At 44.8% G+C, this 26021-nt stretch carries 24 protein-coding genes; 8 read left to right on the top strand and 16 right to left on the bottom strand.

Annotation, left to right across the window (positions count from 1 at the left end; genetic code table 11):
- Positions 1 to 550: 550 nt before the first annotated feature.
- Both H6F63_RS19180 and H6F63_RS19175 read left to right on the top strand, forming a co-directional pair.
- Complete coding sequence (locus tag H6F63_RS19180; RefSeq protein WP_190639092.1) at positions 551 to 721, top strand: hypothetical protein; 171 nt, start codon at positions 551 to 553, stop codon at positions 719 to 721.
- 258 nt (positions 722 to 979) lie between these two features.
- Positions 980 to 1147 carry a hypothetical protein gene (locus H6F63_RS19175; protein WP_190639091.1) on the top strand — a complete coding sequence of 56 codons (168 nt, stop codon included), beginning with the start codon at positions 980 to 982 and terminating at the stop codon, positions 1145 to 1147.
- Here the strand turns inward: H6F63_RS19175 and H6F63_RS19170 are convergent.
- From H6F63_RS19170 to H6F63_RS19140, 7 genes are all read right to left on the bottom strand, one after another.
- Entirely contained in the window at positions 1119 to 2087 is a 969-nt protein-coding gene (locus H6F63_RS19170) for a hypothetical protein (RefSeq protein WP_190639090.1), read from the bottom strand. The genes H6F63_RS19175 and H6F63_RS19170 overlap by 29 nt on opposite strands.
- Before the next feature lie 570 nt (positions 2088 to 2657).
- Positions 2658 to 3224, bottom strand: coding sequence for a general stress protein (locus tag H6F63_RS19165; RefSeq protein ID WP_199298149.1), 567 nt, complete (start codon positions 3222 to 3224; stop codon positions 2658 to 2660).
- A gap of 527 nt (positions 3225 to 3751) precedes the next feature.
- Positions 3752 to 4246: a DUF2243 domain-containing protein gene (locus H6F63_RS19160; RefSeq protein WP_190639089.1), complete on the bottom strand. Its 495-nt coding sequence runs from the start codon at positions 4244 to 4246 to the stop codon at positions 3752 to 3754.
- A gap of 631 nt (positions 4247 to 4877) precedes the next feature.
- Complete coding sequence (locus H6F63_RS29490) at positions 4878 to 5873, bottom strand: PAS domain-containing protein (protein ID WP_199298148.1); 996 nt, start codon at positions 5871 to 5873, stop codon at positions 4878 to 4880.
- Between the two features lie 678 nt (positions 5874 to 6551).
- Positions 6552 to 7355, bottom strand: a complete 804-nt coding sequence (locus tag H6F63_RS19150; RefSeq protein WP_190639088.1) for a phytanoyl-CoA dioxygenase family protein — start codon at positions 7353 to 7355, stop codon at positions 6552 to 6554.
- Positions 7356 to 8318: 963 nt separating this feature from the next.
- Positions 8319 to 9140 (bottom strand): WGxxGxxG-CTERM domain-containing protein, encoded by an 822-nt coding sequence (locus H6F63_RS30145; RefSeq protein WP_190639087.1) that lies wholly within the window; start codon positions 9138 to 9140, stop codon positions 8319 to 8321.
- A gap of 455 nt (positions 9141 to 9595) precedes the next feature.
- Complete coding sequence (locus H6F63_RS19140; RefSeq protein ID WP_190639086.1) at positions 9596 to 10678, bottom strand: iron-containing redox enzyme family protein; 1083 nt, start codon at positions 10676 to 10678, stop codon at positions 9596 to 9598.
- 250 nt (positions 10679 to 10928) lie between these two features.
- On the opposite strand from H6F63_RS19140, the gene H6F63_RS19135 reads away from it, so the two are divergent.
- Positions 10929 to 11516, top strand: coding sequence for a Uma2 family endonuclease (locus H6F63_RS19135; RefSeq protein WP_190639085.1), 588 nt, complete (start codon positions 10929 to 10931; stop codon positions 11514 to 11516).
- Between the two features lie 137 nt (positions 11517 to 11653).
- The gene (locus H6F63_RS19130) at positions 11654 to 12010 is read left to right on the top strand and encodes a hypothetical protein (protein ID WP_190639084.1); all 357 of its coding nucleotides are present in this window, start codon (positions 11654 to 11656) and stop codon (positions 12008 to 12010) included.
- Here the strand turns inward: H6F63_RS19130 and purQ are convergent.
- Together purQ and purS are read right to left on the bottom strand one after the other, a co-directional pair.
- Positions 11974 to 12648: a phosphoribosylformylglycinamidine synthase subunit PurQ gene (gene purQ / locus H6F63_RS19125; protein WP_190639083.1), complete on the bottom strand. Its 675-nt coding sequence runs from the start codon at positions 12646 to 12648 to the stop codon at positions 11974 to 11976. The genes H6F63_RS19130 and purQ overlap by 37 nt on opposite strands.
- Before the next feature lie 80 nt (positions 12649 to 12728).
- A complete protein-coding gene (gene purS / locus H6F63_RS19120) occupies positions 12729 to 13007 on the bottom strand; it encodes a phosphoribosylformylglycinamidine synthase subunit PurS (RefSeq protein ID WP_190421235.1) in 279 nt (92 codons plus the stop codon).
- Between the two features lie 157 nt (positions 13008 to 13164).
- Here purS and H6F63_RS19115 point away from each other — a divergent pair, with 157 nt between their 5' ends.
- On the top strand, positions 13165 to 13569 hold the full coding sequence (locus H6F63_RS19115) for a Fur family transcriptional regulator (RefSeq protein WP_190443935.1): 405 nt from the start codon (positions 13165 to 13167) through the stop codon (positions 13567 to 13569).
- Positions 13570 to 13619: 50 nt separating this feature from the next.
- Here H6F63_RS19115 and H6F63_RS19110 read toward each other — a convergent pair whose 3' ends face one another.
- Together H6F63_RS19110 and H6F63_RS19105 are read right to left on the bottom strand one after the other, a co-directional pair.
- Complete coding sequence (locus H6F63_RS19110) at positions 13620 to 14603, bottom strand: SPFH domain-containing protein (protein ID WP_190639082.1); 984 nt, start codon at positions 14601 to 14603, stop codon at positions 13620 to 13622.
- A 47-nt stretch (positions 14604 to 14650) separates the two neighbouring features.
- Positions 14651 to 15067: an NfeD family protein gene (locus H6F63_RS19105; protein ID WP_190639132.1), complete on the bottom strand. Its 417-nt coding sequence runs from the start codon at positions 15065 to 15067 to the stop codon at positions 14651 to 14653.
- A 282-nt stretch (positions 15068 to 15349) separates the two neighbouring features.
- Between H6F63_RS19105 and H6F63_RS19100 the strand changes: the two genes are divergently transcribed.
- Both H6F63_RS19100 and H6F63_RS19095 read left to right on the top strand, forming a co-directional pair.
- Positions 15350 to 17419: a protein phosphatase 2C domain-containing protein gene (locus tag H6F63_RS19100; protein ID WP_190639081.1), complete on the top strand. Its 2070-nt coding sequence runs from the start codon at positions 15350 to 15352 to the stop codon at positions 17417 to 17419.
- A gap of 280 nt (positions 17420 to 17699) precedes the next feature.
- Positions 17700 to 17924 (top strand): ferredoxin-thioredoxin reductase variable chain, encoded by a 225-nt coding sequence (locus H6F63_RS19095; RefSeq protein ID WP_190421300.1) that lies wholly within the window; start codon positions 17700 to 17702, stop codon positions 17922 to 17924.
- A 47-nt stretch (positions 17925 to 17971) separates the two neighbouring features.
- Here the strand turns inward: H6F63_RS19095 and H6F63_RS19090 are convergent, their stop codons facing one another.
- The 3 genes from H6F63_RS19090 to H6F63_RS19080 form a co-directional block, all read right to left on the bottom strand.
- Positions 17972 to 18196: a hypothetical protein gene (locus H6F63_RS19090; RefSeq protein WP_190639080.1), complete on the bottom strand. Its 225-nt coding sequence runs from the start codon at positions 18194 to 18196 to the stop codon at positions 17972 to 17974.
- A 63-nt stretch (positions 18197 to 18259) separates the two neighbouring features.
- Positions 18260 to 19051 (bottom strand): YdcF family protein, encoded by a 792-nt coding sequence (locus H6F63_RS19085; protein WP_190639079.1) that lies wholly within the window; start codon positions 19049 to 19051, stop codon positions 18260 to 18262.
- 111 nt (positions 19052 to 19162) lie between these two features.
- Positions 19163 to 20212 carry a saccharopine dehydrogenase NADP-binding domain-containing protein gene (locus tag H6F63_RS19080; protein WP_190639078.1) on the bottom strand — a complete coding sequence of 350 codons (1050 nt, stop codon included), beginning with the start codon at positions 20210 to 20212 and terminating at the stop codon, positions 19163 to 19165.
- A gap of 114 nt (positions 20213 to 20326) precedes the next feature.
- On the opposite strand from H6F63_RS19080, the gene H6F63_RS19075 reads away from it, so the two are divergent.
- Entirely contained in the window at positions 20327 to 20980 is a 654-nt protein-coding gene (locus H6F63_RS19075; RefSeq protein ID WP_190639077.1) for an HAD-IA family hydrolase, read from the top strand.
- Between the two features lie 181 nt (positions 20981 to 21161).
- Here H6F63_RS19075 and H6F63_RS19070 read toward each other — a convergent pair whose 3' ends face one another.
- Positions 21162 to 21686, bottom strand: coding sequence for a hypothetical protein (locus H6F63_RS19070; protein ID WP_190639076.1), 525 nt, complete (start codon positions 21684 to 21686; stop codon positions 21162 to 21164).
- A 141-nt stretch (positions 21687 to 21827) separates the two neighbouring features.
- Positions 21828 to 26006, bottom strand: coding sequence for a hypothetical protein (locus H6F63_RS19065; protein WP_190639075.1), 4179 nt, complete (start codon positions 26004 to 26006; stop codon positions 21828 to 21830).
- Positions 26007 to 26021 lie beyond the last annotated feature (15 nt).

The following is a 26021-nucleotide window of genomic DNA, read 5'->3' as shown; positions in this document are numbered from 1 at the left end:
ACATCATTCTTTATACAGAGAAATTGATACCAAAAAATTTCTCAGATGTTTAGACAATATTCATTCACTATTTTAAGGCTAAATAGTTTATCCCCCCTACCCCCTCCTGTCTTTAACAATATGATGTGCTGTAGTCTTAAAAATTAAAATTCGGGGGGATTGGTTTTTTGGCGGACACTTAGTGAAAAAATGCTTCAGATATTTAATCAATACTAATTCACCATTTTAAGGCTCAATACGTTATCCCCCCACCCCCTTTTACTCTTCACAGGATGATGCGCGGTAGACAAAGGAGTCGGGAGTTAGGGGGGATTATTTATTACGAACAAATTAGTGAAATAGGATAATTTGTACCGCCTTAGAAAGAAGATCATAAGATTTATTTCTAATAGTCTAGTTAAAAGACAATTGTTGGGAACGAGCTTATGCAGATTTCATTATAGAGGCATTAAGTGGACAAGGCATCGTTCATCTTTGGGGCGATCTCATCAGCAATCTTTGGTAATTGTTCTAATCAATCAAAATCATTGGAATCTAAATTCGGAGCATTATGACAACTGAAGAACCAAAAAATACCAACCAAACTGACGCTGTGCAGCACGACAGCGAAACACCTCTTCCTAAGAAACCCTCTGTTCTATTTATCCTCAGCACTTCAATAGGACTGATCACCATTCTCACTGTGGTTATAAGTGCTTATCGCGGAGTTGCTGGTCTCTAGTTCTACTCAATAGAAGTTCTAAACGCTGGCATTTTTTTAAGGCAGTGTCAGCGTTTAGCGCTGATTTATTGCAATTGTCGTTTAAATGCACTACGGTTTAACCCCTCCCCTGTAGAGACGCGATATATCGCGTCTGGAACGTTTATCTTCCCTGCAAAGGAAGTTTGCTCTTAGGTGAGGTTTTGAAATCGAAATAGGCGATCGCTTACCCCTGAGTCACCAACATCTTCATCCCTTGTTTTGGGCTGAGTGTTAACAATGGTTGCAACACAACTGGACAATCTGGTTGTAGTGTTGAATGAAATTTTTGCGCGATCGCTTCCACTTGTTCTTGCTAAAGGTATCTCGATTTTGGATGATTTTAGATTGGAAATTGAGAAATCTCCCTTCCAATCCCCTACTCCTCCATTGCTTCAATTGCTCTAAGTGGTTGAGGTTCTACGTTCCTCGCACCATATAGCTCAACGAATCTTCTCATAAGCCACATTGTTTCTCGATCTGAAAGCCGACTTAAGTTAACTAAACGGTATATATTTCTTTCTGCTAGTTTACGCAAGTAGGGTAAATCTTCAAATAGCGTCAAACAAGCGGCAAAATGCAAGATGATTTGCAACAACGGTTTGGGCCATTCCAGATTACTGTAGATGTCTATAAACAACTTATGCTCGTTCTCATTCAGAGGAATAGCACTAAACATTACAGTTATATGTTTGTTGTTGTAGACCGGAATTATCAGCTCTACAGTATAGGGAGTATGCAATATTAATCCCGCTTCAACTATCGGCTGCCTCCAAATCCTCAGAGCATTGGCTGGAGAATCTAAAATTGTTTGAAACTTAACCATTCCACCCAGTTCTGTTGGCTGAGTCTGGCTAACATTAATGACTTTTAAGTTATTCAGGCTGAAATTGTGAATCGTCTCCAGATGTTTTAGGTTCAACAAATGATAGATTTGACAGAGATAGGGAACAGGTAAAATATATTCCTGGCTGATCATATGTTGATCTTGCAATTCAACCATTCTGGATTGAACTGTAGATATATATACTTCATCCAGATAAGGATTTGAATCTTTCCGGTATCTTTCGACCGTGCTAACACCACCGCTATTAAATGTTTGCTCTGGTTTCAAACATAGCCAACTTCCAAAGAAGAAAAAGGCGGTCAATAATTGGAAAATTTCTATAGGAGAGATATATCCATCAGCCAATGAAGCAAAGCTTCTATCGGTGATTCCAAATAGCCAAGATGGAATCCCAAACGCCCAAATATTATTTTTGAGCTTAGTCATCAAAAGAGAAAGTTCTAAAGATTGAATGTTCTGTATGGTTTCAGAACCTTTAGTGGGCAAAATACCGCTAGTCATAGCAATTCAAAAGAATTATTTTTAAAGCTTCTCAGCACAAACCATCCCCGAAAGGGTAGACCGGATAGATGCGTAAGCGTTACTTGACTTTTACCAATTTTTCTTTGTGATGCTATACACCATATTTTCCCTACTCTCCTTAAAAAAGGAGACTTCAAAGAAGCGCAAGTGTAGCGCAAATCTAGCCAATTGGTATTAGTAGGCTCGCTTTGGATATTTAATGGTGAAATTTAAACCCTGATAAAACATCTAGATAAGAGCAGTTGCTGTTTTATCGCAGATATTTCAGAAAGGTATTCCTTCTGAGAGCATATTTGTGCCTACATATAAAGTAACACGTAATATTTTTTAACACCCTCTATCCCAGGTTAAGGCTGACTTTATACCAAAATAATGAAGCGGGATAAAGTCAATATGTATTAAGATAGAGAAAGTAGGGTTTAAATATCACTTGTATCGGTCAGGAATTGGGGATTGGTGAAGAGGAAAATCCCAGCTTCCCGTAATAAAGAGGGCGAACCTTCCGGCCCGCCCTACAAAAATCATCCTTTGTTTGTGCTGTCCTGAGTATTAAACGTGTGCGGGATTAAAAATGCCCCAATCTTTAATACCCTTATTGCTTAAGATTGCTTCAGCGCGATGAATCTCCTCATCTGAGCCATCTACTATAAGCAAATACTTGCCTAGATGGAGGCGATCGCTATAACCTCTAGCTTGTTCTTCGGGAATGCCTAAATCGGTCATCGCCTTAACCAAATTATTACTAGCTAATGCTCCCAATCCAGTCCCCGCCACGCCAGTAAGTAGCGCCACGCCAAGGGAACCGGCTGCTAAGACTGGGCCTACACCGGGAATTGCTAGACTTGTCAACCCAATTAATACAGTACCCCAAGTAGCGCCTGTGACAGCATCAGCCACTACTCCTGTTGCAGATCCTACGTCTTGACTACCAACGCGATCGCTCATCTCGGCACCGCTAAGCTGATCGTTGTGGTCTGCATCTCTAGCAATGACAGAAACTTTGTCCATTGGGAAGTCTGAAGCTTTTAATTCATTAATTCCCTGTTGGGCTTCTTCACGGTTAGAAAATACTCCAATACCATGTATGCGATCGCTTACTTCCATATCTTCCTCCACCTATAAATGCAGAATTACTTTGATATTTTTGTGGTTCTAGTCACGCTTTTTTCCACAGAAACGTTGACTCCACAGCCGTACCTTAAACTTACCTTTACCGGGGTTGTTCTATCTTCCCACCGGAGATACAGCTTACTGTTAATTTAGTCTGTTAAATACAATACAAAAACATTTCTGAAGTAGCAATAGTTGCTCTTCCGCAAGGAAGATGGGAAACCACAAGCAATGTACCTCACTAGGGTAGGGATATATTTGCCAGCATTAGGATACATCCGACAAGTGGGTGCGATCCCTTCCTACCCTGCTTATTGTATTGCTAGGAAAGCATGAGAGCCAATATATCCAGCACTACCACTTATCTATAATATCTATCTTAAGACACGTTATATTACCTTTTATTTGTTCGCTGTCTTTAAATTTTAATTTGAGAGCCTATGGTTATTTTTTTAAAGTTGTAAATTGGCTCCAATTGTTGCCTAAATTCAATACCATTTGAATACAAAATTCAAAACACAAAATCTACAATTTTAGCTTTTGATTTCAGTAGGTGCGATTTCCCGTCCTCCATCTCGCCATAGAATCCCGCCGACTACAACAAGAAGCGCACCTAGGATGAGAAATCCGATATCCCAGGCAAGTTCATTAGGCCCAGATTTTACATGATGAATGCGGAGAATGTGGTGGTCAATTATCCCTTCAATTACGTTGAAAGCACCTGCACCAACAAGCAAAGCTCCCCCAAAAGTCTTTGATTTCCCCACAAAATCGCCACGTAAACCCGCACGCCACAGCAACAAAAGTCCAGCTATAGTCATGGCGTATGTGCTGGCATTGAAAAGACCATCCCAGAAGGTATTTACTTCAAAATTGCCGATGTTCGTAGTAGGCTGAATGCTTGTCAGCATATGGTGCCATTGAAGGATTTGATGCAGCATAATGCCATCAAAAAATCCTGCGAAGCCCATGCCAAGAAGAATACCAGCAATAATTAGTAGTCTGTGTTGGTTTTGTTTAGTTTCCATATTTATTAGTCAATTAACAAATTCAGGCTAATATCGACAAAATCTGGGGTCTAGGTAGGCTTACTACATCCTCAGCAGTCACAAAAGTATGCCCAGCAATGAGACAGCGTAACCCATTGGTAACGAAGTTGTACTCATCCCAAAGACCGAAGAATCGATAGTGCGGATTATCAGTGATGAGAGATGCACCTTTAAAATCCGCTCCTCTGTAACTAATAGAGTTTACTTAAAAATAGTTTTAAGTTTATTTTTTTAACTTCTTCGTGTGTAAAAGATTGGCTGTCTTTATAAACTTTCATATGTGCAACAGCAAAAAATGTTGAAATGAATAAAATCAAAATTCATTTTTGTTTTCGCAATTTTAATTAATAAAGACATGATAATTAACAATTTAATAGTCTAATTATAGAAAAGTTTTATGTGGTTTGAGAAACCCAACAAAAACTTATGCGTCTTGGGTGAGGTTCCTCTACTCAACCCAGCTTCTACATTGCTTGCAATCAGTGCAGGAGTATGTCAGCAATTACCATTTATCCACAAGTGAATGTTCGCAAAGCAATTTCGAGCGCGATCGCGTTATCGGCATACTTGAAAAAAAATCACTTTTGTTTGGAAACCCCACCCTCACCGTTTACGGTGAGGGTGGGGTTTCCAAACAATTTGCATCATTGGAATGCTCTAGAGGAATGTAGCGTTGGCGGGAGAGAAAATGCTTAATTTCTCCTCGTTCGTTGTGGATCGGGGCGCAATTCAACTGCACCTTATATTCCTTACCATCCTTGCTGTAGTTTATTGTCTCACCCTGAAATGGTTGTCCCTGCGACAAGTTCCGACGCAATTTCTCTAAGACTGAGCGATCTGTTTTAGAGCCTTGCAGGATACGTGGTGTTTTGCCAATAATCTCTTCGGCAGTATAGCCCGTCATTTTAGTAAAAGTTGGGTTAACAAAGAGAATTCTTGGGCCCGGTTCATCAAGTTCGGCTGATGTGATAACGATGCACTCTTCGATCTGTTGCACAGCTTCTTTGAGTAACCGCAGTTCGTCTCCTTCTTCCTCAACGAGAGTGATGTCCCGCAGAAGCCAGCGTAGAGCGATCGCTTTGCCTCCCCAGTTGCGGATAGTAGCTACCGTCAGGGATACATCCATAGACTGCTCCCTATCGCGCGATCGCAAATGCACTTTCCACTCCTCAAGCCGATCCACTTGGGAGAGCCGATTTAGTTCCCAACGAAACGCTCGACGCTCTTGTTCAACTACAAACAGAACCAGCGGCTTACCCACCAAGAACCGCTGCGGGACGTTGAGCATCGTCGCCGCAGCGCCGTTTGCCTCCTGAATGACACCTGCCATATCAGTCACCAGGCAGGGATCTGGGATAAATTCCAATAAGTCTTGGTAGCGCTGGCGTTCCGCTTGGGCTACCTGGTGAGCCGCAGCAAGCTTCTGATTTAATAAACTTAACTGCTCCTGAGCTACTTGAAGTTTTTCCAAAGCAGCATACAGCTCCTCGAAAGATTCTAATACTAGGTCTTGTTGCTGTAAAATCGATTTACGAGCGTACTCGTTCAAAGTAGCTGCGCGCCAGTGTGCAACCTTTATCTCCTGAAAAAATTCATCGAAATTCATATCATTTCTGGCTCCATCTTTGTTTATCAATATGTTTATCTAGGTCTAGGTGCGGATTTTTATAACAAACATATAAGCACTGGTTGCTATCCCTCCGCTCTTTTCTTCAGTAATGGTGACAGAAAACCGTAGATTTAAAGATTAGGTGGACGAGCCAGAACCAACCTCTGTAGATAGGATCATCGGCTTTTTGTATCTACGCTAAACAATTCACCATAGCACTACAGTTGCGGCTACAAAGCTTTTGTAAAACAATTTGCCTAGTTTTTAGTTCTATATCTATTAAGTATTCTTAATGCCCTCTTAGCGCTGCTCAAGCATTATCTGAAAGCAATTTACTACAGATTAGCGCTGTTGTTTTATCTATTCGTCCGCCTAAAGGCACGATCCAGATTTAATTTTATCTGTAAATATCTATACAAAAGCCTTTGGTGAAGCGCTTTAGGGGCTTGGAGGCAATACTGCTGGGATAAGGCTTGCTCCCCCTTAGCCGCTTAGAAATTGTTTAAGTCCCGCTAAGGCTAAAAAAGAAACTTTGGGATGGAATGCGATCGCCATCCCAAACATCAGAAAAATTCTCCTAAAACCAATTACCCTGTCTCATCTGCAAATATTCAACAAAATGCAGCTGGGCAAACAGGGTAATTTAGGTGTCGGTTTTAATCCAATTAGATATTTTTAGTAAGCGTAAGACTGATAAACCTCAGTTTTAGGTTTTTCATCGACGGATTCGACAATCGGATTAAAACGTAACAAATGGCGGGCGCGTTCCGAGAGGGTATCGTAAGTAGCACGCGGGACATGAATACACACCTCCGGACGATATAGCCAGCGACGACTATAGCCAATTACCACCATCGGGCGTGGTGTTTCCGTATAGTTAGGAGTACCCCGGTGTAGACCCCGCACATCGCGGATCATCACATCACCCAGCCGCATCGTGATGGGTTCCAACTTTATTTCACCCGACTCTATGCGGCGCAGTCCTTCCTCCTTTGAGATCATGTGCGTACCGCGCACAATCTCCATTGGGCCGTTTTCCAGGGTTATATCTACGAGTGGAAAGTTGACTGCAAGCTGGAAAGGTGGTGTTTCTTCACCAGTTTCCGGGAAAAGTGGCGGCGCATCTCTATGCACATCTTGATATTCAGATCCCAGTAAGGGCGTGTCCGTCGCCAGCTGACACATGACTGCATCTTTGCCTACCAATAGCTCAACAATTGCCAAAATATCGTCATCTTCGTAGATACTGGGGTCAGCAAAGGGAGCTGTGAAGGGAAGGGTGACATAGTAGCGGGATGTGCCGCGATTACGCAGCTTACCTTCGCGGGCGATGTGATCCGAGAGCATTGGCGCGAAAGCCTCACGCCAGGAATTGAGTGTTGCTGGAGAGAAGTAATTGGGCAACACGCAATAGCCATCGTTCAGAACTGATTGGGCGAACGATTGGATTTGTTGGTTGTTATAACGCTTTGTCATCATATTTTGATTTTAAACATTCATATAGCGGCTTGGTATTTGTCTAGACTCCAGTTGTAACAACCATTAATAAATACTTCTACCCCTTCAAGCCACTAGGTTTGGCGTTGAAATGAAACTTCATAAACCCAATATTTTGTAGCGCAGTTTTAACTTGTGGCTGGATTTCAGTTAGAGGCTTTTGTGTATAAATGATTACACGCACTCTTAACGTTGAAGCAATTCTTCAGGTAGACGGTGGTGAAAACAATAGCAGTTATCTTTTTTATTAAGGACAACAGATCAGAACCTGTGGTTAACGCTCCTGGGAGCTTCTACAAGGGTTTGGAAAATAAGGCATTAACTCCTAAGTCTCCGCTAGACTCATGAGCCATAAGGTACAAACTAATGCGATAAGGTCGGCTATGCGGTAAGCGTAAAGTCTACAGCATAGAAGCTCCTTCAGTAACAACTGGGAAGAGAGCTTACGCAAAATGGCGCAAATACACTTTGCTAGGCTCGCTCCTAGTGTGGGAAGCGTTCCGGGTTGTAGTAGAGGTTTACGCGATCGCGTATGTCACGATTACGCAGCTTCTCGCTATTCTAAAAATCCTTAACACTGCCTTTGGCTTCCACCCAGAAACTCCCAGGTTTTTTTCTTACACCCATCTAAAAAATATTAGGCTATAGCAGCCCTAAACGATTCGTGAATGCGAGATCCCCGACTTCTCAAAGAAGTCGGGGATCTCGATATATATTCATTACTCTTAAATTTAAGATATTTTACTGAAAAATAAGCTTTATTGCTTTGAATACTAAAACAAACTTGCGATCACAGCAATTCCCCAGAACACACTTTTAAGAGGTGTGTTCTGGGAATTGTCTATCTTAGACGTTGTCAAGGCTGTTGAACTTAAGCGTTTTAATATCAACAGCCAGAATTCGCCACCATAACTTTACTGCCATCCGCACTCGCAGCAGTTTGGATTAGCGTTGACGCACAGGTTCTGGGGACTTGCGGAACAAGTTGGCTAAACCGATTAAACCGAGCAAACCTAGCCAGCCCCAGGAATTGCTATCGCGTGTTTCAGAACGAACTCCAGAGTAAGGGGTTGTCCCAGTCGTATCACTGGGAGTTGTCGTCGTGGCATCAGGAGTCGTGGTTGTCCCAGTCGTGGCATCAGGAGCCGTGGTTGTCCCAGTCGTACCACCAGGAGTTGTCGTAGCACCGTAAGGAGCCGTGGTTGTCCCAGAAGTTGAACCACCTGCACCTGTCGTTCCTGTCGTTCCTGTTGTTCCTGTCGTTCCTGTTGTTCCAGTAGTGCTATCTGCACCTGTTGTTCCTGTCGTTCCTGTTGTTCCAGTAGTGCTATCTGCACCTGTTGTTCCTGTAGTGCTACCTGCACCAGTCGTTCCTGTCGTTCCTGTTGTTCCAGTAGTTCCAGTAGTGCTACCTGCACCACCAGTCCCAGTTGTCCCTGTCGTTCCAGTCGTGCTATCTGCACCTGTTATTCCAGTAGTGCTACCTGCACCACCAGTCCCTGTTGTTCCAGTAGTCCCTGTTGTTCCAGTAGTGCTACCTGCACCACCAGTCCCTGTTGTTCCAGTAGTTCCAGTAGTGCTACTTGCACCACCAGTCCCTGTTGTTCCAGTAGTTCCAGTAGTGCTACTTGCACCACCAGTCCCGGAACCCGAACCACCCGCACCACCGCCAGTCTGGGCAGAAGTAGGCAAAGCTAAGGGTAAAGTGGCTACAGTGAGGGCAAAAGTACCAGCAAACAAGATTCTGGACAAATGAGAAGGCTTCATAGTAATGTTTTCTCTTAATTTTCTAGACAGCTGTGGTTTTGGATGTTGCCAACAAGGTCTCGGCAACTTAATTGGCGGTTGAATTGAAAACAGTCATAGGTTTTGCGATCGCGCAGCACCGATTCAGGAAAATTCTTGTTTTGGTTAGGGTTGGAATTGCCAGAGGTATTTGCTATTTTTCTCAAAACTTATCGTATGTAAAGCAGATTAACTGCTATTTTTTGCTACAACTCCTACCGGAAGATAGACATAGTTCTACTTAAAGAATTGACCTAATATTAAGCTAAGCTGTGCTTTTGAATACAGTAATTACTGTAGGCAGCCTGATTGACTGACAAAACTCCTAAAACCCTTGAAAAATCGTAGTAGCGCGGCAAGCTTAATTTGCTGGGGTTATTTCATTGGGGATACTTTGAAAGTACCCCCTACACAAGGAGAGAAAATTAGAAATCCAATTACCTTTCGGCTTCGCGGACAGATCGCACGACGGCGGAACCTGCGCGATCGCCCATCAGCTTTTCTTGGTCATACCCTAGCACCAGCTGCCACGCTTCACCTGGGTATTGCTCCGCTAGAGGCAACGCTACATCATCTAACATCCACTGTCCGTGGCGTTCGTCTTCCTTAATGTGCAGTTCCCAATAACCCATCGCCGCGGCTGATAGTTGCAACCGTTGCGCTGCGGCTAAATAGTTTCTGTACCATGAAGGGCCAGCCACTTCAAAATAGGTCAGTCCACCGCAGTAGCGCAAGAAGTAGATTTTGCGCTCCGTCACGAGGAAGTTATGATTATCGCAAGCCAGCACTTCCCAAGGTACTAAATCAAAGTATGCCTCTGGCTCGGTGTTCATCCCAAACTCGTTAAGCATCTGGGCAAAAAATGTAGAATGCTTGCGAGTATAACGACCGTTACCGTACTCTTCTAGCAGCACTTTGGTGAGCGTACACTGCACCTCATTTGCCGCACCACCCAGGATACGAGACAAACGGCTGCCTTCAACTAAGCCATCAAAGGAACCAATTGCCAGCAGGTGACGATAACCTGCCTCACTCATCTGTTCCCGCAGATAGCGACTATCATCTGACAAAGATGGATCGAGATCGGCAGCTACACGATCAATTAGCGCTTGCTTGGGATCAAGTTTTTGCAGTGCAGCTACGTCAATTTGGGCTATTTCCCAGTTTTGCCAAGCTTCCTCAATTTGGTCGCGCACTAATTGCAAGTAGATAGACCGCTCATTAGTGTAGTGTCGCAGATCGTCGTACCAAAACAGTTTGAGGCGATTAATGCGATAAAGTATACGCTGTAAAAAGCGGTGTGCGGCATCATCTCCCAGTGCGTCTTCGTATGCACTTTTCAGCGCCGCTGCCATTGCCGTTTCAAATTCAGTAGAGATCGCTGGTTGTGCTTGTATTTTCTTGTCTAAATCTTCCATTTCGAGCAGATTTATAAATTGCTGCTCGGCTCGATCGTAATTTGTGGATTTTAATTGAGCTGTTGGCGTAATTTTCGCCTCAGAGTTAGTAAGCGAATTCATAATAATGGGTCTATTCCTTTGTTACTCTTACAATCCGCAGATAACGTTTATTTGGTTCTGATATTTACATTTATTAATAATAGAATTTATAAATTTTATTCCTACCTTCCTAAAGATGGAACCTTTTTGTCAGTCTGTAGATGGAAATAAAGAAAACTATTAAGTGCTATCAAAACCAGATGATGCGTCAGGTTATAGCTCACAACTAGACTAGAAAGTGTATACCAGAGGAAGATGTTCGGATAAGTTTATGCAAACGGCTGCGATCGCATTGCCTTCAACTCTCGAATTAAAAATCGATTTGACTGATGAGCAGTTTTGGAAGCTGTGTCAGAACAACCGCGATTATAGATTTGAGCGCACAGCCGCGGGAGAATTAATTATTATGCCACCTACAGGTAGCGAAACTGGCAACCATAACTTTGATATTGCCGTAGAGTTAGGAATCTGGAACAAACGGACTAATCTAGGCAAAGGCTTTGACTCTTCAAGTGGCTTCAAACTACCTAATGGCGCAAATCGTTCCCCCGATGCGTCTTGGATTCGTCGCGATCGCTGGGACGCTTTAACCGCCGAAGAACAACAGGGATTTGCTCCCATCTGTCCCGATTTTGTGATTGAGTTGCGATCGAAGAGTGATTCTCTAAAAGAATTGCAAGAGAAAATGCAAGAATACATGGAAAATGGCGCTAGATTGGGTTGGTTGATAGACCGAAAAAACCAGCGAGTGGAAATCTATCGTCAAGGTCAGGATGTGGAAATTCTAGAAAATCCGGCAACTTTATCAGGGGAAGATGTTTTACCTGGGTTTGTATTAGATTTAAAACAAATTATGTAGTTTTATTTAGACGTGCTAATACTCTTTTTTAAGAAAGCGATCACCTGTCTATGTGAATAAATGTTATCAACAGCAGAGAGTGTGATTCTCTAAAAAGAAAAGTCTTGTAAAATTTTGCAATTCGATACAATGAACTAATGCTCGACTTAAATACCTTATCCGAATTCTCGCGCACCCACTGTATCGCCATTTGTGCGTTTCTGGTTCCAGCCAACTTGGTTGCTACCACGCTGACAGTGGTTGCCGCTGCACGCCGTCGTCCGCAAGTTCAAGTATGGCGGAGTGCGATCGCGGCAATTTTCTTTGCTTTAGTGATGGTGTTCCACGTCTGGACTTGGTTCCAGATAGGCGTGGTGATGGCTCCTACCTACATCCTGCTGTGGCTGGGAAGCACTTGTCTTGTCGCCAGCCTAGCAGCGATCGCCTACAATCACCACACCACTCGCTCAAGCCGCAACTACGCCACTGCACCAACTGCTGCTAACAATCCTTGAAACAGTTTTATGCCATCAGTGCCGCCCAGCATAGCGTCTGAGGCGCGTTCTGGGTGCGGCATCATTCCCAGTACATTTCCCTTAATATTGCAAATCCCTGCAATATTATTTACAGAACCGTTGGGATTGTCTCCTTCATAGCGGAAGACGACTTGATTGTTATCTTCCAACTTTGCCAGAGTATCGGCATCGGCGTAATATTGACCTTCGCCGTGGGCAATTGGTAATGTGATAACTTGCCCAGATTTGTATTCTTGCGTCCAAGAGAGATTAGTGCGCTCGACTTTGACAGGAGAGCGATCGCAAATAAAATGCAAATCCCGATTTCGTACCAAAGCCCCAGGTAACAATCCCGCCTCAGTTAGCACCTGAAAACCGTTGCAAATACCCAAAACAAACTTACCCTGTGAGGCGTGTTCGATTGTTGCTTTCATTACTGGGGAGAAACGAGCGATCGCGCCGCAACGCAGATAATCCCCGTAGCTGAAACCACCCGGAATCACCACCACATCTAAATCGGAAATATCAGTTTCTTCATGCCAAACCATTCGCGTCGGCTGAGAAAGCAAATCACGAGTCACATAGGCGACATCGCGATCGCAATTTGAACCCGGAAAAACCACAACCCCAAATTTCATTTTTTTTCCTTCTCCCAAAAACCCTCCTTCCTCTTAACCCCTCCCCGTTGACGGGGAGGGGTTGGGGTGGGGTGAAAAACCTAAATCACGCCTGTCTGCGCTTCCACCTCAATTAATTCAAACCGATAATTTTCAATTACCGGATTCGCCAACAACTGATCGCACATCCGATCCAATTGCTGACGCGCCTCATCCTCCTCAGATGCCGTTACCATCAGCTCAATGTACTTCCCGATTCGCACCTGCTCGACATTTTCATATCCCAAATGCTGCAAACTCGACTGTACCGCCGTGCCAGCTGGATCGAGAACTGAAGGTCGGAGCGTCACGTAAATTTTAGCCTGATATTTCAGATTCACAGACGATTCCCCAATTTTTCACTTCCAATGTCACAGATGTACTATTTTAAAGCTGGACGGGTGCAAGATGGGTGATCTTCGATGATCTAACGTGGAAATAGAGACTGTTATCCGTTAAAACCTGAAAAGATTAAGAATATCTAAACCAGATGAGACCATGAAAGCCCAACGCACCCGCAGTCAGGATCGGATTCTGAACCTGCTCAAGACAATGAACCGAGCTGTCTCAGCTCAGGATATCTATGTAGAACTTCGCAATCGCGATCAGAGTATGGGTTTAGCAACAGTTTATCGCTCTTTGGAAGCTTTGAAACTAGAAGGCGTAGTGCAGGTGCGGACGTTGGCTAGTGGCGAATCGCTCTACAGCAGTGTCCAGCAAGACAAGCATCACCTGACTTGTTTGCAGTGTGGAGACTCAATTCCCATCAACGAATGCCCAGTTCATAATCTGGAGACGCAGTTGCAACAGTCGCACTCCTTTAAGATTTTTTACCACACGCTGGAGTTTTTTGGACTATGCGATCGCTGCTCTATCGCTCCTGTTGCTAGTGAAAACAGCTAACTGAAGAATAGCTAATGGCTAATTGTTCATCGCCATTAGCCATTAACTAATTAAGCGTCTTCGTCTAAATCTAAAAATTGCGGCTGATTAGATTCTCCTACAATCGAGCGAAGTCCCTCCAAAGTACCAGGAATGCTGCGGGGATCCATAAACATAACCTTGCTGCTGTCACTCTTGCCAATCGTCACCCCCATTTCGATATAATTTTGGGCTACTAAGAATTGCAGAGCTTCTTGGGCATTGGCATCAGTTTTGAGGATTTTTGAAATCACTTGCATCGCCTCAGCTGTAGCCTGAGCTTTAAGAACTTGCTGTTGGCGTTCGGCTTGAGCTTTGAGAATGATTGTTTTTTGTTGACCCTCCGCCTCCAGAATGGCAGATTTTTGACGAGCTTCGGCATCTAAAACTTGTGCCTCAGCCCTACCTCTAGCAGAGTTAACTGCTGATTCTCGTTCGCCTTCAGATGTCAAAATTGCCGCCCGTTTGCGACGTTCTGCCGACATTTGTAATTCCATCGATTCCTGTACCGCCTTAGAAGGAACAATATCTCGCAGTTCTACCCGCGTGACTTTGACTCCCCAAGGATCGGTAGATTCGTCCAATTCTTTTAGCAAAATTTCATTAATTTGAGTACGGGCTGTAAAGGTTTCATCTAGTTCTAATTTACCCATTTCTGAGCGAATTTGAGTTAATACTAAATTCACCATTGCTGACTGGAGATTTTCCACTTTATAGTAAGCTTTCTCTAAATCCAAAATTCGCCAGTAAACTACAGCATCAGCAGTGATAGAAACGTTGTCGCGGGTAATACATTGCTGGGGAGGAATGTCTAAAACTCTTTCCCGAATGGTTGCTTGATAAGCTACCCTTTCATAAACTGGAATAACGAAATTTAGGCCGGGCTTGAGTTTCTTGCCGTTATATTTACCCAAAGTTTCCACTAAAGCTTCGTTTCCTTGGGTCACAATTTTGACACCAGAGAGGGCAGAACCACCCAGGACTAAAGCTATCAATAAACTAAAAAATGATTCCATTTTAAACCTCGTTCGCTGTAACTCGTCAAGCGATTAGAATATTAGGACTATGACTTCAACAGATTTGCTGGCAGCACAATCAGAGTTGTGCCTTCGCGTCCCACAATGTAAACTTTTTGATTGGGAGCGATCGCTAGTTTCTCATCCCCACACCTTGCTCGCCAAGAACTACCTTCGTATAGAACCCTACCCGTCTCTCCTGGCAAAATCTCTGAAACGGTTTGAGCTTCGGTCGCATTTTCAATAGACGATACCCGACGCTTCGGCATCAAACGATGGCTGAGGTAGACGAAAGCAGTGGAAAGCACCAGCCAAAGCGCCACCTGGAAAGCCCCCTTCAGTGGTAGCACCATAGTAACCAGCGCCACCACAAAAGCACTCATGCCCATCATAAAGGCGGTAAAAGCCGTTGGTACAAACAGTTCTACCAAGCAAAGCATTGCCCCTACTATTAACCAAAACATAGTCAGGTTCAATCCAAAGAAGCTTCCCAGCAACCCCATAAGTGGAGAGGTATTTATTTGCCTTACCAGTAACCAGATCGTCATAAAACTCAATCCCTTCTTGATAGCAGGCGTGAGTGTAGTTATTGAGGTACAATCCACTATTCCACTCTAGCCAGTTAGGATTGGAAGACATCGTGACTTTATTATTTACTACAACACTTCATCTATGTTTCCGAGGAAAAAACTCAATTTTTCTTATTGACAGTATGATTTAAGATTTTTGTATAAAAACTTTAATTTATGAACAGTTCCCAGTTTCAACGCGAACCGAAGGACATTCTCTCAGGACATCGCTATCTTTGGGCAGCTAACCCAGCCGCAGCAACGATCCCAGCTGGCGAGTTAGTACAAGGCAGATATCAGGTTGTTGCACCTCAAATTTGGCGGGATACCCTTCCCGAACAGCCGCCTCACGCCGAACATCTGCCAAACAGCGTTTACCCTTACCTGCGTTTGTATCCCCAGCGCCTCCACGTTCCGGAGGCTTATGGATACGCTGTGCTAGAAACTTCGACAGCAGCAGTCGAAATTCTCTTACTGGATGCGCCAATAGATGCGACTGGCCAGCTTGTCCCTTCTTTGGTGGAAGCTTTGCCACAAGCACCAGCAGTGCGTCAGATTTATTGGCTTTGGCAAATGTTGGAACTTTGGAAACCTTTAGCAGATAATGGTGTACTTTATAGCCTTTTAGTGGAAGACAATCTCCGGGTAGACGGGTGGCGGGTGCGCCTATTGGAACTTTACGCCGATCCAGTCGAAGACACGAGTATAGGATTTTCCCCAACACATAACGGTAATGGTGCATCAGACAAGTCCGATGTTGTTACCCAAGCGTTTGTGGAACTGCCACTGGAAGAAAGCGCAACTTTTGTTCCAAGTCTCTATCACCTGGGTTCGTTATGGGCTAAATGGTGTAGATTGATACACGTATCGGTGGCGACGCAGGTTTTAGAGATATGCGAACAGATGCAAGCCGGGAATACTTCCGAGAAGGCGATCGCCCAAAAGCTGAATCAGCTATTACTGGAACAAGCCGCCCTTTTGCCCTTGCGCTTGCGGGTTGCTGGAGCAACAGATACTGGCCCTCAGCGCGACCACAACGAAGATACTTGCTATCCCACAGTACAGGATTCAAAAGCAGACTACACTTCTCTGAATGACCCACTGCTTCCCCACTTGAGCATCGTTTGCGATGGAATTGGCGGTCACGAAGGGGGAGAAGTTGCCAGCCTTCTAGCAGTACAATCCCTGAAGTTGCAAGTGCGGGCGCTTCTGGCGGAGGTGGCAGAACAGACGGAAATCGTGCAGCCTGAACTCCTGAAGGAGCAGCTGGCAGCAAGTATCAGAGTGGTGAATAACCTGATTTCCTCGCGAAATGACGAACAAGGGCGAGAGTCCCGGCGGCGCATGGGAACGACGCTAGTTATGGCGCTTCAGTTGCCACAAAAGGTTAGTCCCAACCCGCAAACCCTATTAGACAATGCCCACGAACTCTACATCGCCAATGTTGGGGATAGCCGCGCCTACTGGATTACTCCCCATTCCTGTCAGCAGCTGACTGTAGACGATGATGTTGCTTCCAGGGAGGTGCGTTTGGGGCGCAGTTTCTACCGCGAGGCATTGGAGCGCCCCGATTCTGGCGCACTTACACAGGCGTTGGGTACGCGGGATGCTGAGTTTTTGCGTCCCAACGTGCAACGGTTCATTGTGGAAGAAGACGGCTTGCTGCTGCTGTGTTCTGATGGCCTAAGCGATAACAACTGGGTTGAGCAATCTTGGGCGGATTTTGTGGAGCCTATTATGCAAAGCAAGATTCCCCTAGAGGCGGCGGTTCAGTCATGGATTGAGTTGGCTAATCAAAAGAATGGTCACGATAATACGTCTGTGGTAATTACTTACTGCCGCGTTTCGCCAGAGTATCCGGTGTTACTCAACCTTGGGGAGATAGGCAGTAAAGCTCTAATGCCAACAGTCAACCTGCAACCTGAGATTGTCGAAGGAGCAGTTTACGCTGAGGCTGTGCCTTCTCAAGAAGTTCCGGTTCCGGCAAAGCCACGACAGCGCCGCCATAAAACTTTAGCTTTATGGTTGGGGTTATTGCTGCTGTTGATTGGAGGCAGTATTGCTGGGTTGTACGCTTGGCGGAAATATGATGAACGGGGGTTCAATCAGATGCGCGATCGCATTTTTCCACCCTCAGCCCAGCCTCTACCCTCGCCAGATGCTGCCTCCCCATCACCGCTACCACCACCATCACCACAGGATGCTCCCTCCCCAATCCCGTCAGTTCCGCCACCACCAGGTAGCTAGGGACTGGGGGCTGGGGGCTGGGTACTGGGTACTGGCTGAAGAATCTTCCAGGGTTCCCAATCCCCAATCCCCAATCCCCAATCCCTAATCCCCAATCCCTAATCCCCTAAGTACCTTCCTGTGCAAAAATATAAAATTGTTCAAAATAGCACTTTGCTGGACGCTGGGTAGAGAGAAGCCGCTGGATAGGCAATGCTCCCAGTTCAATGTTGTGGAAGCGGGAATCCCCGCTTACAGACTGCACCAGTTTGGCTCAGATACCCAGCCGGAGATTGTAAGAATGAAAGTTGGCGATCGCGTTCGCGTCATCAAATCTGTAATTGTTTATCACCATCCTGAAAACAGGGGTAAACCTTTTGATGTCAAGGATCGGGAAGGTGAAGTTATCGGGTTTGCAAATGAATTACACGGCAAACCCATAAGCGCTAACCTTCCCGTTGTAATCCAGTTTGAGAAAAAATTTAGAGGTCATTTCCGCGAAGATGAAATAGAAATCATCGAGTAGGCTAATGGCTAATGGCTAATTGTTGAGTGCTATTAGCCATTAGCCATTTACCTCTTACGGCGATTAAACCAGCCGAATATGTTGATGTCACCCCGCATTTTCTGCAACTCTTTGCGGTTGCTTTCTGCCGTCATGTAATACCATTCGGAGTAAGATTTTAACTCTTCCCGGTATTGCACTTCTCGGTAAAAATCGTGAGTCGCCCGGTATGTGGCAAAGACTTCAGCAGCTGGTTGAGTCCCAATGATAATTCGTAGTATCTTTTGTGACATGATGATTAGGGGCTATTTATTTTGGATTTTGAATTCAATCTAAAATCTAAAATCCAAAATTTATTAAAGCCAGCCTCTCAGGCGATAGATTACTATTCCAATGTATTCTTTTAAAGCTCTAGTTGACCGTTGTAACCTTTCTGCGTCTGGTAGAACATTCAGCACCGTGGATTGGATGCTGCTGTTGGGTTCGCGTAATTGGGCTTGTGTTACCAAAAAGTCAGTAGGTGCAGCGATCGCTTCTATGCCCTGACGTTTGAAAATCAGCAGCGATCGCGGCATATGAAATGCGGAAGTAACTAATAATACCCGGCCAATCCCTCGTGATCGCAGGATTTGCCGCACATTCACTGCATTTTCGTAGGTGTTGAGCGAAGTGGGGTCTTGGAGAATAGCATCTTTTGGGACACCCAATGTTTCCAATATTACCGCCATATCCCCTGACTCCGACGCTCCAGATCGTCGCCAGTCAATACGTCCGCCACTGGCAATTACCAGAGGCGCTTTGCCTTTGCGATATAACTCGGCACCATAAAGGACGCGATCGCCTTCTTCGCTCAAATCGACACCGGAACGGGGTGGCGAAGCTGGCTTAGTAGCGCCTCCCAAGATGACGATGGCTTCTGCCGATGGGAGTTCTGCGGCTGGGAGATTTTGCCATTCCAGGCTTCGCATCAAAGCGTTACTCACCCAGCCATTACTCCCTACCAGTAGAGCAATCAGAGCCAAAGAAATCGGTATAGGAGTCCAGCGCGATCGCTTCCACCACAATACAAGTGCCACAACCATCAGCACGCAGGCAAACCCCAAAGGGTAGAAAAATAGCGGTAGCAGTTTCGAGAGAAATAAAAACATAAAAGGTTAAATAGCAGCAACAAACAGAGGGGATTCAGTGCATAAAATTGGCAGCCCTCGTCAGAGAGAAGTATAAGAGGTCTAGAGAGGAATGGAAAATTAGCCATTAGCCTAGTTGATATCTTCTCTCACCACTCCCTCAATTTCTAGAATCAAATCGGCACCATAAACTTTGGAGGGTGTTTGAAAACCGACACTCACCTGTCCGGCAAGCACCTTGGTTACAATTGCCAAAGCCGTCATTGAAGTGAGAGTATAACCTTCCGGGCATTGTAGCCGCGATCGCTTGCTCGAGCCAGAATCTGACACCTCTCCCCACAGCGTAGTTACACCTTCCTTTCTCTGTGCATCTGTTGGCCCTGGCGCTTGAGATTGAATTAGACGTTTCTGTAAATTCTGTACTATAGGCAACCCCAGCAACCAGCCCAGATATCGACTTGCCACCATAGCCCGATAAGCGGATTCTGAGACAGCCGTATAAACCTCAATGTTGGGAATCCCTGTGCTGTAAAAGGCTGTCGATACGTCTCCCCAAGGAATTGTCGTGGTTAAAACTGCGCCTTGTCCAAAATCAATCATCCGAGTTTTCCAGGCAGCAGGAACCGGAGTAAGAACCCCACCACGCCGCACCAAACCGCCTTTATCCTGTGCCTCCACCATCGTCGTTGCAGTTCCTCGCGACATATTACCTGCCGTGAAACCAAGGGCGAGATGTGTTGCTGAGGGCATCTGTGCTTTGAGGTAAGATGCTAGACAATCAGAGGGGACGACATCAAAGCCTACGCCAGGAAGCAGCATCACTCCTGCGGCCTTGGCTTCAGCATCTTTGGCAGCGGCTGCCTCAAAAACTGCGACTTCCCCGGTAATATCCAAGTAGTGAGTTTTCGTCCGCAAGCACCCTTCAACCATTGGCTGTGAGGTTTTGGAGAAGGGGCCAGCACAGTGCAGTACGGCTGCTACATCCCCTAAAGCCGCATCCACGGCAACCGAATTGTCTAAACTAAAGGCGCGGTGTTCTAAACCAAGGGATGTCGCTAGCGGCTCCAATTTATCCACATTGCGTCCAGCCAGGATAGGGCGTAACCCTCGCTGCACCGCTAATTTGGCGATGAGGGTTCCGGTATAGCCGTTAGCACCGTATAACAAAAAGTTTGATGACATTGGTAAAGGTGTAGATACACGCCAGACACAACACATCCCGCTTTGCGATCGCTGTATTTGTGCTGCTTCTTAAATCGGGATATTCTTCTATTGTGCCGTCTTGCTGGGAAAACTATGCTTGAAGCGATTTTATTTGACTTGGACGGGACTCTCGTAAACACTGACCCAATCCATTACAAGGCTTGGCAGGAAATATTGAGAAATTACGGTTTAGAAATTGACGAAACTTTCTACAAAACCCGAATTAGCGGACGACTTAACCCAGTTATTATTCAAGATATCTTGCCGCAGCTGTCGATAGCAGAAGGCGAACAACTAGCTGAAGATAAAGAAGCTTATTTCCGGGAATTGGCACCAGAACTAAAGCCGCTGGATGGACTTTTGGATATGCTGGTATGGACGGAGGAATTGAAGTTGCAACGAGCTATTGTTACAAATGCTCCGCGTAAGAATGCCGAATTCATGCTCAAAGTTTTGGGCTTGACAGATGTTTTCGCTAAAGTTGTTTTAGCTGAAGAAGCAACAGCAGGCAAGCCTGACCCTGCTCCTTATCAACTAGCTCTGAATCATTTTGGCATGAGTGCCGAACAAGCGATCGCATTTGAAGACTCTCCCTCTGGCATTCGTTCATCTGTAGGTGCAGGAATTACTACAATTGGTATTGCCTCCACCCACGACCCCAAGATTCTCGACGCATCTGGGGCATTATTCACTGTTGCTGATTTCACATCTTCCCAGTTGTGGACGTGGCTGGTTTCTCCCTCTTGACCTCCTCCCCACCTTGCCTACTATGAGGCGACCGCCTCATAATCTATCCCAATGGGGAAGCAAAGACTTTAGCCGCAGCGTGCTTAGTGTCGGCATCAAGGGCTAAAATTCAACGAATTCACTATCTACTTAAATCGGGCCGCCATCTAAAGAATAGCTAGAGTTTTCACCTTAAAGACTACTAATTATTGCTGCGGTTTTCCCGAGTATCCCCGGTGCGGTTCACACTAGAAGAAGCCTCCGGATTTCCTGGGGGTATAAGTGTATCAACCTCGTGGAGTGTCAAGTTAGCCGAAGCACGCACAGGCGTACCATCAGGCAGAAACATGGTCAGTTCGTAGGACAGTTGTTGCACAAAGCAACGCAAGTATTCCTGAGCGCCCCAAGTAAACAGATAGACTGGTGGAACCTCTTGACCATCGGGAAACTCAACAGCTTTTTTCAATTTGTTGATGTACCAGAGAACGCTTGTGCCTTCTTCGTAGGTATCAAACAGGATATCTGAGATGGTGAGCTTGTAAGGATCAATACTTTGAAAGCTGACTTTGGGTAGTCCCTTCCCAGTCCGCGCTCCTTGAGAGGCATTAATTTGAACGCTTCGATTGAAGGATAGTTTGGTGGGATTGAACATAAATTCGATGGTATCCACACCCTGCGCTGGAATCTTGGGAATAAGTTTGGCTTTGACTAGGCGAGTAGTGGACATAATATTCTCCTAAGTAATGCTACTGGCATTTTTTTAGCGGTGCGACATTCAAATTTTTGAAACTGCCTATGGCTTTCCTAATTCAATTATTATTAAAGGCAAAGTTAATCCGATTTTTGCAATATCCAAAATGGTATAACTTTACCAAGGCAGGCGACCGGAGTAGTTGTTACCTCTACGCTCTCGTTCTATCTCCAACCGTTGCTTTATAAAACTGTAAATTTCACGGGCCAAAATCTCCAGGTTATCAACTCCTTCGTCTTCTGAGAAATCTTCGTCTGACTGATGCGCCTCTACTTTGCTACCACCAGATGATTCCATCAACTGTCTAAGAGCTTCCATCCCGGATGCTGATGTGCGCCCGGAGGTATTGGAATATGCTTGGATAACACCGTTCGTCCTATCGGTATGTGGGGAATCAGCTGTTGAGTACGAGTTTCTGGAATCTGACGAGGAAATAATCGGCTCTTGCCAACCCCTCTCCTCTAAGAGGGGTTGTACAATCATTGAGTTGCCTGAGTCTGGTGTAGTCTCGCCTATTAAGTCGGCGATGCTAGACCATGATGTTGGCATAGTTTTAGCGATCGCAGAATCTTTTGCTAAGGGGATTGAGGATTGGTTGGATTCTGGTAAATCTCCCGCCTGTTGCGATCGCAATTTTTCTTCTTCTAAGGAGGGAGAAAGGCTTCTTTGAATTGTCGGCTTTACTTCCGAGTCCCCAAATTCTTGTCCCTTATCCCCTTCCTCTGGCATTTTCTGGATACGGCTAGGTAACTTTGAAGGCGAGAGCAAGGATTCTTCAACGTTAAGAGTTGTCTGTTCTGGAAATTTGGAAACGAGCAAATTGGATTGAGTTAATGGGCTGAGGATGGATAGATTTGTCAAAACTGTAGGCAATTGAGGGATTTCCTCAATCTGCTGGCGAGGCTCTGTTTCCCCTAAAGGTTGGATAATATTGGCTTGTGTATTGGGCGTACTTTCTGACACTTGTTTGTTATCGGTGGCAGAAGATATGGGTGCAGCTTCTTCCACCTTGTCAGCCAAATCTTCCCTAGCTGTCGGCACCTGGGATTGTGCAGATAACTGGTTATCTAACAGAGGTTGTACAACGCCCATTTCTGTATTCGTTGTAATTTTTGACACCTGTTTGTTAGAAGTGTCAGAGGATATGGGAGCGATCGCTTCCTCTACCCGAAGATCCAAATATTCATGCAGTTGAGTCGATATCGGTGAAATAGAAGAAGGTGCATTAATTTCTGGAACCGCTTCTTCTGTTGCCTTCCAGGGTTCCTGTTCCGATAGAAGTTGTACAAGCGGAACCTCTGGTGTCGTGACGGAAGATGCCAGAGAAGGGGCTGTGATGTCTGATTGGGTAAGCGTTTTTTCAGAAGCGATCACGGGCATTTCTAGTGACTCTACCTTCCGGCTTACAGAAAACGGTATCGGTTCCCTAACGTTTGGTAACACTGCTACCTCAATCATTTGTTCTACGGCTGGCTGTGGTGGTAAGGGTGCTGCGTCTGGTGTAGTTTTCTGCTCAATTCCTTCGGTTGTAGCTGGTGTTTGAGTTTCTAATTGCGCTTGTACTTGAATTGACTTTGTTGTCGTAACTTGCGGCGTTTCCTCTGACATTGTGACAGAAGCTAAAGCTCCAAATTCTGACTGAGCCTCATTTACTTTAGAAACTACTTGTGGTGAAGTTCCCGGCCCAATTCCTTCAGTTTTTGTAGTTAGTATTTTACTTTCTAATCGTGGTTGTACCGTTGTGTCTCCAATCGTAACTTCCGGCGTTGTTACGGGGGCGAATGCTTCTTTCTCTTGAGTTGCTTCCGAAGCTACTTGAAGGGCAATTTCTGACTCAATTACTCCAGTTTTTGTAGTTGGTGTTTCTTTAAACGCTTGTACTTGAGCTGCGTCTGTAATCGTAACTTCCGGCGTTGTTGCTGGTGCAAATTCTACTTTTTGCTGAGTTACTTCATCAGCTACTTCTGGTGCAGCTATTGACTCAATTTCTTCTGTATTCTCAACTAATCTTTTACTTTCTAATCGCGGTTGTACCGTTGCGTCTGCAATCGTAATTTCCGGCGTTGTTGCTGGTGCGAAATCTTCCTTCTGTTGAGTTGTTAGATAATTTACCTGTGGTGCAGTTCCTGACTCAATTCCTTCTGTATTCTCAACTGATATTTTACTTTCTAATCTCGGTTGTACCGTTGCGTTTGTAATCGTAACTTCCGGCGTTGTTGCTGGTGCAAATTCTTCTTTCTCTTGAGTTACTTCCTCATCTACTTGTGGTGAAGTTACTGTTCCTGACTCAATTTCTTCTGTATTCTCAGCCGATATTGGACGTTCTATTGCGTCTGCGGACGTAACTTGTGGCGTTATCCGTGGTGCGAAATCTTCCTTCTCTTGAGTTACTTCACCAGCTACTTGTGGTGCAGCTACTGACTCAATTCCTTCAGTTTTTATAGTTGGTCTTTCTGTTTCTTTAAACGTTTGTACTTGGGTTGCGTCTGTAATCGTAACTTGTGGCGTTATCCGTGGTGCGAAATCTTCCTTCTCTTGAGTTACTTCACCAGCTACTTGTGGTGCAGCTACTGACTCAATTCCTTCAGTTTTTATAGTTGGTCTTTCTGTTTCTTTAAACGTTTGTACTTGGGTTGCGTCTGTAATCGTAACTTGCGGCGTTATCGCTGGTGCGAAATCTTCCTTCTCTTGAGTTACTTCATCAGCTACTTGTGGTGCAGCTACTGACTCAATTTTTTCTGTGTTGTCAGTTGATATTTGACTTTCTAATCGCGGTTGTATTTGCCTTGCGGCTGTAATTGTATCTTCCGGCGTTATCCTTGGTGCGAATTTTACTCTTTCTTGAGTTACTTCCTCAGCTACTTGTGGAGAAGTTACTGTTAATGACTCAAGTCCTTCCGTTTTAATTTTAATAAATTGTGTTTGTTTTTCTAATCGCGGTTGTATTTGAGTTAAGTCTGTAATCGTAACTTGCGGCGTTTTTGAAAGCGTGGTAGAAGAAGGTAGAGTTGCGAACTTTTCTTCCTCTTGAGTTGTTTTTTCTATTACTTGTAGTGCAGTCCCTGTCTCAATTGCTTCAGGGTTGTCAGGTTCTGTTTTACTTTCTTTAAACGCTTGTACAATTGTTGCATCTGTAAGCGTAACTTCCGGACTTATGGCTGGTGCGAATGCTTCTTTCTCTTGAGTTATTGCAGAATTTACTTGTGGTGCAGTGATTGACTGAATTACTTCAGGGTTCTGAGTTGATATTTTACTTTCTAATCGCGGTTGTATTTGAGCTACGTGTGTAGCGGTAACTTGTGGTGTTTCCTCTGACTTCGGGGCAGAAGCTAAAGCTGCAAATTCTGACTGAGAATCTGTAATTTCTTCTGCTGCTTTTGGTGTCGCTAAGGTTTCTTGTCGTGTAATCCCCGACTCAATTGCTCCGGTTGTATTTGGTATTTTACTTTCTAATCGCGGTTGTATTTGAGTTGCTTCGGTAGTCGTAATTTGCGGCACTATCGCTGGATCTAATTCTTGTTTCTCTTCAACTATAGAAGCTAATTGTGGTGCAGTTATTGACTGACTTACTTCAGAGTTGTCAGTTGATATTTTACTTTCTAATCGCGGTTGTATTTGAGTTGCTTCGGTAGTCGTAATTTGCGGCACTATCGCTGGATCTAATTCTTGTTTCTCTTCAGCTATAGAAGCTAATTGTGGTGCAGTTATTGACTGACTTACTTCAGGGCTGTCAGTTGATATTCTACTTTCTAATCGTGGTTGTATTTGAGTTATTTCGGTAATCGTAGCTGGCGGCGTTTCCGAAAGCGGGGTAGTAGAAGACAAAAGGGCGGAATTGTCTTCCTTACCTTGATTAATCTTATAAGTTACTTGCGGTGTAGTTACAGGCTTAATTACTTCTGCCCTCGAAGCTGGTTTTTCGGTTTCCAATCGAGGTTGTATTAGCGTGGATTCTTTTAGCTGCGCGACGACTGGTGGTGCTGCTGCTGACGTAATGCCATCAGAGGCTGCAACCGATTTACTCAACTGTGAGGCTTGGGATTCGGCGAAAAAGGGTGAATTGTCGAATGGATTGTCCGGCGGCACTTCATCCGGCATTTCGCGGGAAAAAAATACCGAAGGATCAAATGCTGTAATTGCCCTTGCTCCCAGCGGATAGAGAAATTTCCGGCTAATGAAATTTTGTCCTAATGGATTAGCTGGAAGCAAGGGATTTTTGAAACCAAGGGGTTCCTGGGATGTTGTTTCTCCATTGGGAAGATTGTTATGGGGGTGGGTGTCTTGAATTTCCGCCATATATTTGTGCTAATT

Source organism: Trichocoleus sp. FACHB-40, from assembly GCF_014695915.1.
Lineage (GTDB): Bacteria > Cyanobacteriota > Cyanobacteriia > Cyanobacteriales > FACHB-T130 > Funiculus > Funiculus sociatus.
Note: the sequence above shows the minus strand (reverse complement) of the source record. Positions and strands in the feature narration are given on the sequence as shown.

Excerpts from the sequence above, each read along its gene's own strand:
- H6F63_RS19085 (WP_190639079.1), bottom strand. The coding sequence starts at position 19,051 with ATGTTTTTATTTCTCTCGAAACTGCTACCGCTATTTTTCTACCCTTTG.
- H6F63_RS19105 (WP_190639132.1), bottom strand. The coding sequence starts at position 15,067 with ATGTTTTGGTTAATAGTAGGGGCAATGCTTTGCTTGGTAGAACTGTTT.
- H6F63_RS19180 (WP_190639092.1), top strand. The coding sequence starts at position 551 with ATGACAACTGAAGAACCAAAAAATACCAACCAAACTGACGCTGTGCAG.
- H6F63_RS19150 (WP_190639088.1), bottom strand. The coding sequence starts at position 7,355 with ATGATGACAAAGCGTTATAACAACCAACAAATCCAATCGTTCGCCCAA.
- H6F63_RS19140 (WP_190639086.1), bottom strand. The coding sequence starts at position 10,678 with ATGAATTCGCTTACTAACTCTGAGGCGAAAATTACGCCAACAGCTCAA.
- H6F63_RS19075 (WP_190639077.1), top strand. The coding sequence starts at position 20,327 with ATGCTTGAAGCGATTTTATTTGACTTGGACGGGACTCTCGTAAACACT.
- H6F63_RS19170 (WP_190639090.1), bottom strand. The coding sequence starts at position 2,087 with ATGACTAGCGGTATTTTGCCCACTAAAGGTTCTGAAACCATACAGAAC.
- H6F63_RS19115 (WP_190443935.1), top strand. The coding sequence starts at position 13,165 with ATGAAAGCCCAACGCACCCGCAGTCAGGATCGGATTCTGAACCTGCTC.
- H6F63_RS19160 (WP_190639089.1), bottom strand. The coding sequence starts at position 4,246 with ATGGAAACTAAACAAAACCAACACAGACTACTAATTATTGCTGGTATT.
- H6F63_RS19100 (WP_190639081.1), top strand. The coding sequence starts at position 15,350 with ATGAACAGTTCCCAGTTTCAACGCGAACCGAAGGACATTCTCTCAGGA.
- H6F63_RS19135 (WP_190639085.1), top strand. The coding sequence starts at position 10,929 with ATGCAAACGGCTGCGATCGCATTGCCTTCAACTCTCGAATTAAAAATC.
- H6F63_RS19175 (WP_190639091.1), top strand. The coding sequence starts at position 980 with ATGGTTGCAACACAACTGGACAATCTGGTTGTAGTGTTGAATGAAATT.
- H6F63_RS19080 (WP_190639078.1), bottom strand. The coding sequence starts at position 20,212 with ATGTCATCAAACTTTTTGTTATACGGTGCTAACGGCTATACCGGAACC.
- H6F63_RS19070 (WP_190639076.1), bottom strand. The coding sequence starts at position 21,686 with ATGTCCACTACTCGCCTAGTCAAAGCCAAACTTATTCCCAAGATTCCA.
- H6F63_RS19095 (WP_190421300.1), top strand. The coding sequence starts at position 17,700 with ATGAAAGTTGGCGATCGCGTTCGCGTCATCAAATCTGTAATTGTTTAT.
- H6F63_RS19110 (WP_190639082.1), bottom strand. The coding sequence starts at position 14,603 with ATGGAATCATTTTTTAGTTTATTGATAGCTTTAGTCCTGGGTGGTTCT.
- H6F63_RS30145 (WP_190639087.1), bottom strand. The coding sequence starts at position 9,140 with ATGAAGCCTTCTCATTTGTCCAGAATCTTGTTTGCTGGTACTTTTGCC.
- purQ (WP_190639083.1), bottom strand. The coding sequence starts at position 12,648 with ATGAAATTTGGGGTTGTGGTTTTTCCGGGTTCAAATTGCGATCGCGAT.
- H6F63_RS19090 (WP_190639080.1), bottom strand. The coding sequence starts at position 18,196 with ATGTCACAAAAGATACTACGAATTATCATTGGGACTCAACCAGCTGCT.
- H6F63_RS29490 (WP_199298148.1), bottom strand. The coding sequence starts at position 5,873 with ATGAATTTCGATGAATTTTTTCAGGAGATAAAGGTTGCACACTGGCGC.
- H6F63_RS19065 (WP_190639075.1), bottom strand. The coding sequence starts at position 26,006 with ATGGCGGAAATTCAAGACACCCACCCCCATAACAATCTTCCCAATGGA.
- H6F63_RS19130 (WP_190639084.1), top strand. The coding sequence starts at position 11,654 with ATGCTCGACTTAAATACCTTATCCGAATTCTCGCGCACCCACTGTATC.